Source organism: Streptomyces sp. HSW2009, assembly GCF_040240285.1.
Taxonomy (GTDB): domain Bacteria; phylum Actinomycetota; class Actinomycetes; order Streptomycetales; family Streptomycetaceae; genus Streptomyces.
In genome coordinates this window covers 1-4,576 of the sequence record NZ_JBEHZD010000581.1, presented here as the reverse complement: position 1 = coordinate 4,576, position 4,576 = coordinate 1, and the positions used below count along the sequence as shown (strand labels likewise).

At 74.9% G+C, this 4,576-nt stretch carries 4 protein-coding genes; all 4 read left to right on the top strand.

What is annotated here, in order from left to right; genetic code table 11:
• Positions 1–358, top strand: a 358-nt coding sequence (locus tag AAHZ94_RS28920) for an alpha/beta family hydrolase (RefSeq protein ID WP_349996582.1), incomplete at its 5' end; no start/stop codon positions are given.
• Positions 359–615: 257 nt separating this feature from the next.
• Positions 616–1,407 (top strand): sigma-70 family RNA polymerase sigma factor, encoded by a 792-nt coding sequence (locus AAHZ94_RS28915; RefSeq protein ID WP_502964813.1) that lies wholly within the window; start codon positions 616–618, stop codon positions 1,405–1,407.
• Positions 1,404–1,898: a mycothiol system anti-sigma-R factor gene (gene rsrA, locus AAHZ94_RS28910; RefSeq protein ID WP_349996578.1), complete on the top strand. Its 495-nt coding sequence runs from the start codon at positions 1,404–1,406 to the stop codon at positions 1,896–1,898. The genes AAHZ94_RS28915 and rsrA overlap by 4 nt, the downstream gene beginning before the upstream one ends.
• Before the next feature lie 743 nt (positions 1,899–2,641).
• Positions 2,642–4,576: HD-GYP domain-containing protein (locus AAHZ94_RS28905; protein ID WP_502964812.1), on the top strand; the 1,935-nt coding region annotated here is incomplete at its 3' end.

Genomic DNA, 4,576 nt, shown 5'->3' with positions numbered 1-4,576 from the left:
GGGGGGGCGGGGGGGGGGGGGGGGGGGCGGGGGGGGGCCGGGGGCGCCCGGCCGGGGGGGCCCCCCCGCGCCCCCCCGCGCCGTGCTCGCGCTCTCCTTCCCGCTGCACCCGCCGGGCAAGCCGGAGAAGTCGCGGGCGGACGAACTGGCGGACGCCGGGCTCCCGACGCTGGTGGTGCAGGGCGGCCGGGACCCGTTCGGCCGACCGGCGGAGTTCCCCGCAGGCACGGAGATCGTGGAGGTGCCGGCGGGCGACCACGGCTTCGCGGTGCCGAAGTCGGCCGACCTCACCCAAGAGGCCGCACTGGACGTGCTCACCGAAGCCGTCGCCACCTGGCTGGATCAGATCGGTCGCTGAGCGCGGGAATGCGAACCGGTGGACGGGTGTTGTGCGGGGCGTAGGGACCGATACGTAGAGCGGCATCAGTACGAGGAATGGGAGTCTCCCGCATGGGTTCGCTTGCTTGCCCGTCCCGTCCGCAGACCGCCGACCTGGGGTGGTCGCAGCTTCGGGTCGACCAGTCGACGCTGGCTGGAGCGGCGGGCGCACCGGATCGTCGTCTATTCTCCGATTCAAGCGGGACCGCATCCGGCCTCGCCACGGTGTTGGAGGAGGTGGGTCCGGTCACTGGGACGGACGCGGGGACCGACGGCACGACGCAGGGTTCGGCCACGGCGCGCCAGCAGGTGTCTGCCGCAGGGGTCAGCGCTGCCGAGCAGGAGACCGCTCGGGCCGAGACGACCGCGGCCGGGGACGGACACGAGACGGCCGCCGAGCGGAACGCCCGCTTCGAGCGGGACGCCCTGACCTTCCTCGACCAGATGTATTCGGCCGCCCTGCGGATGACCCGTAACCCGGCCGACGCCGAGGACCTGGTCCAGGAGACGTACGCCAAGGCGTATGCGTCGTTCCACCAGTTCCGCGAGGGCACCAACCTCAAGGCGTGGCTGTACCGCATCCTCACCAACACCTTCATCAACTCCTACCGCAAGAAGCAGCGCGAACCCCAGCGCAGCGCCGCGGAGGAGATCGAGGACTGGCAGCTCGCGCGCGCCGAGTCGCACATGTCGACGGGGCTGCGCTCCGCCGAGTCCCAGGCCCTCGACCACCTGCCCGACTCCGACGTGAAGGCCGCACTCCAGGCGATCCCCGAGGAATTCCGCATCGCGGTCTACCTCGCCGACGTGGAGGGCTTTGCCTACAAGGAGATCGCGGACATCATGGGTACACCCATCGGTACGGTGATGTCTCGACTGCACCGTGGGCGCCGCCAACTCCGGGGTCTGCTAGAGGACTACGCCCGTGGACGCGGGCTGGTGCCGGCGGGCGCGGGGGCCGTGTCGAGCGGGGCCTCCCCGGCACCGTCAGGGGAAGAGTCGCACAATCGGAAAGGCTCGGGCTCATGAGCTGCGGTGACCCGCACGAGACGGACTGCTCTGAGGTCCTCGACCACCTGTATGAGTTCCTGGACCACGAGATGCCCGACGGTGACTGCGCCAAGTTCGAGGTGCACATCGATGAGTGCTCGCCGTGTCTGGAGAAGTACGGCCTGGAGCAGGCGGTCAAGAAGCTCGTCAAGCGCTGCTGCGGCCAGGACGACGTCCCCGCCGACCTGCGGTCCAAGGTGATGGGCCGGATCGAGCTGATCCGCTCGGGCGAGGCCGTGCCCGAGCACGCGGTGCTGGAGACCGGTCCCGGCCCGTTCGTGCACGGCAGCGGGGAGAGCGCCCAGCGCGGCGCGGACGCGGACGCGAAGGCGAGCAGCGCCGCTGCGGCCACCGCCGGTGCCGGACCTGCCGCCGCGTCGCCCCCGGCCGCCGCGGCCTCGGCGCCCTCCTGGGGCGCGCCGTCCGCAGGAGCCGCCGACGGCACCGCGGACACCACCGCCCGCGACTGACCGCCTGCGACTGACCTCCCGGGGCGGCCCACGACTGGCTCCGCCCCGGCCCGCGGCTGACCCCACTCAGCCCGGTCTACGGCTGACCTCGCCCCGGCCCGCGACTTACCTCGTCCCGGGGCCCGTGGCTGACTCCACGGCGGGCTTCCCGCTCTCGGCCCCTTCCTTTCCTCGCCACGCGTCTCCGTGCGCTTCCGCATGTCTCCGTGCGCTGCGCGCTCCCGCTCGGGGTTTCCCGCAGGCGCCTGCGGCTTCCGCACGCGCCCGCGGCCTCCTGCTCGCCGCCCTTCGCATCCACTGCCCCAGGGCCTGCTGCCCGCGCTTCGCATCTGCGCTGCGTTCTCGTTGCTGTTGTCGTTGCTGTTGTCGTTATCGTGCCGCCGTTCTGCCGTTGCTCCGCCGTTCGTCGGGTGCCCCCTTTCCGCCGGCGCTCGCGCCGTCGTGCGCCCCCTGGGCCCGTACCGCGGGTTGCCAAGGGCGGGTGGTGGCGCGGTGGGTGGTTGCCCGGTGGTGCGGGGTCGCTGGGTGGCGCGGGGCAGGCGAGGCGGAGGGCGCCCGGTATGCGAACGCATGAACGTCTGGTGCGTGGTGCACCACATGTTCGCCAACTGTTCGTCACCCGAAGGTGTGTATCTGTTCCCACCGAGCGGCTGATTCGTACCGAGCAGACGTTTTTGCCGTGATGCCGTCCTATCCTCCCCAACCTGACCTGGAAGGCAGTGTGAACGGGGGAGGAGGGCACCGTGCGGACACTTCCGCAAGCCGCGCGCATCTACATCTTCGGCGCCGTATGTGCGGCGGCCTGTTGCGCCGCCCCGGCCCTGGCCAGCGCCCCCGTCGCGGTCCTCGGCCCGGACGCCGACCTGCTCCCCGCGCCCTCGGGCGCCGCCCCCTGGCTCCCCACCGTGCTGCTCGCCCTCGGCTACGCGGGCTGTCAGCTCGCGGGCCGCTCCGCCGCCGGCCCCGTCGACACGGCCGTGACGCATCCGGGCAGCCCCGCCGCGGTGGACCCGGCCGGCCCCAGCGCAGTCGGTCCGGGCGGCACCGCCGCACCCCCGGGACAGGCCGCGGCACCCGTGCCGGTGCCGCTCTGGTGCAGCGCCGCGCTCTTCGCCGGGGCCTTCCTGTTGCCGCCGGCAGCCGCGGCGCTGGTGCCGGCGGCTGGCGCGCTCGTGCTCCGGGGCGTGGCCCAGGGCCCGGCCGGCGGGCCGGCGTTGGTCAGCCGGAGCTGGCGCGTCGCACGGCTCGCACTGGCGGCGGGGGCGAGCGCCGCCGCCTTCCGCGCGCTCGACGGGCCGGCGGCGGTCGCCGCGGCCGACCTGCTGCCCGCCCTGCCCGGCACGCTCTGCGCAGCGCTCGTCTGCTGTCTGACCCTGACCTGTCTGGACGGCGGGGCGCTGCGCGCCGTCGGGCGCCGCCCGGCGGCCGGCTGGTGGCGCGCGGCGGCCGGGTTCGGCGCCGTGCAACTCCTGCTGGCACTCGTCGGACTGGTGATGGCGGTGCTGTGGCGGAGCCCGTACGGGCCGTCGGCCGCCCTGTTGGTGCTGGTGCCGATCGGGGCGGCCTGCCGGGGGCCGGCCCCCTGGCCCCGGGAGCGTGCCGCGCGCCCACTGGCCGTGCGGGCGCTGGTGCAGGCCCTGGACCTGAAGGACCGCTATACGCGTCGACACGGCGAACGCGTCGGCGAGGCGTCGGTGTTGATCGCCCGCGAGCTGGGCATGGCGGCCGACCGGCAGGATGTGCTGCGCGTCGCCGGCGTCCTGCACGACGTGGGCAAGCTCGCCGTGCCGACCCGAGTGCTGCGCAAGAACGGGCCGTTGACCCCGCAGGAGCGGCAGGTGATCGAGCTGCACCCGGAACAGGGCGACGCGGTGGCGCACGGGATCGGCTGTCTCGGCGAGGCCAGGTCGGCGATCTTGCACCACCACGAGCGGCTGGACGGCAGCGGCTATCCGCACGGCCTGGCCGGGGGCGAGATCCCGGAGGTGGCCCGGGTGGTGGCGGTGGCCGACGCGTTCGACGCGATGACCTCGACCCGCAGCTACCGGCGGGCCCGCCCGGTCTCCGTCGCCGTCGAGGAACTCCGCCGCTGCGCCGGATCGCAGTTCGACCCGCGGATGGTGGGCGCGCTGGTCCGCGCCCTGGACCGGCACGGCTGGCAGCCCGAGAGCGTGGCGGAAGCCGACGAGGTGGGCCAGGAGGCGATCGGGGCGGGCGCGTACGGCGATGCGGCGGGCGTCGCGTACGGCGAGGGCCCCCGCACGGCCCACCCGTCCCGCGCCGGTGCCGGGCACGGCGCGTACGGCGACGGCGGGGGCGCCCGGTACGACGCGGCGGGCGCGGCCAGGTTCGGCACGCCGTCTGCTGAGGTGCGGGGCGTGCTGCCGGCGGCTGCGTACGACCGGCGGGCCGCGGGTGCCGCCCGGGGGCGTGACCGCGCGGCAGCGGGCGGCGGTTGCCCGGGGGCCAGTTGCGGGGGAGCCTGCCACGCCGCGTACGGCACGGCGTGTGTGGATCTGTGCGGGGACGGCGTGGCGCAGCCGCCCGCCGACCGCGCGACGCAGACCGGTCCGAACCGGTCTGACCCCGAACGGGCGGCGGCGGCCCGCCGGTTGTGGGCCGGCCTCCTGCGGCTGCGGCTCGGCCAGCGCGCCACGGCTCCGGGCCGCACGGCACCG

Coding starts and splice junctions, on each gene's coding strand:
- rsrA (WP_349996578.1), top strand. CDS start 1,404: ATGAGCTGCGGTGACCCGCACGAGACGGACTGCTCTGAGGTCCTCGAC.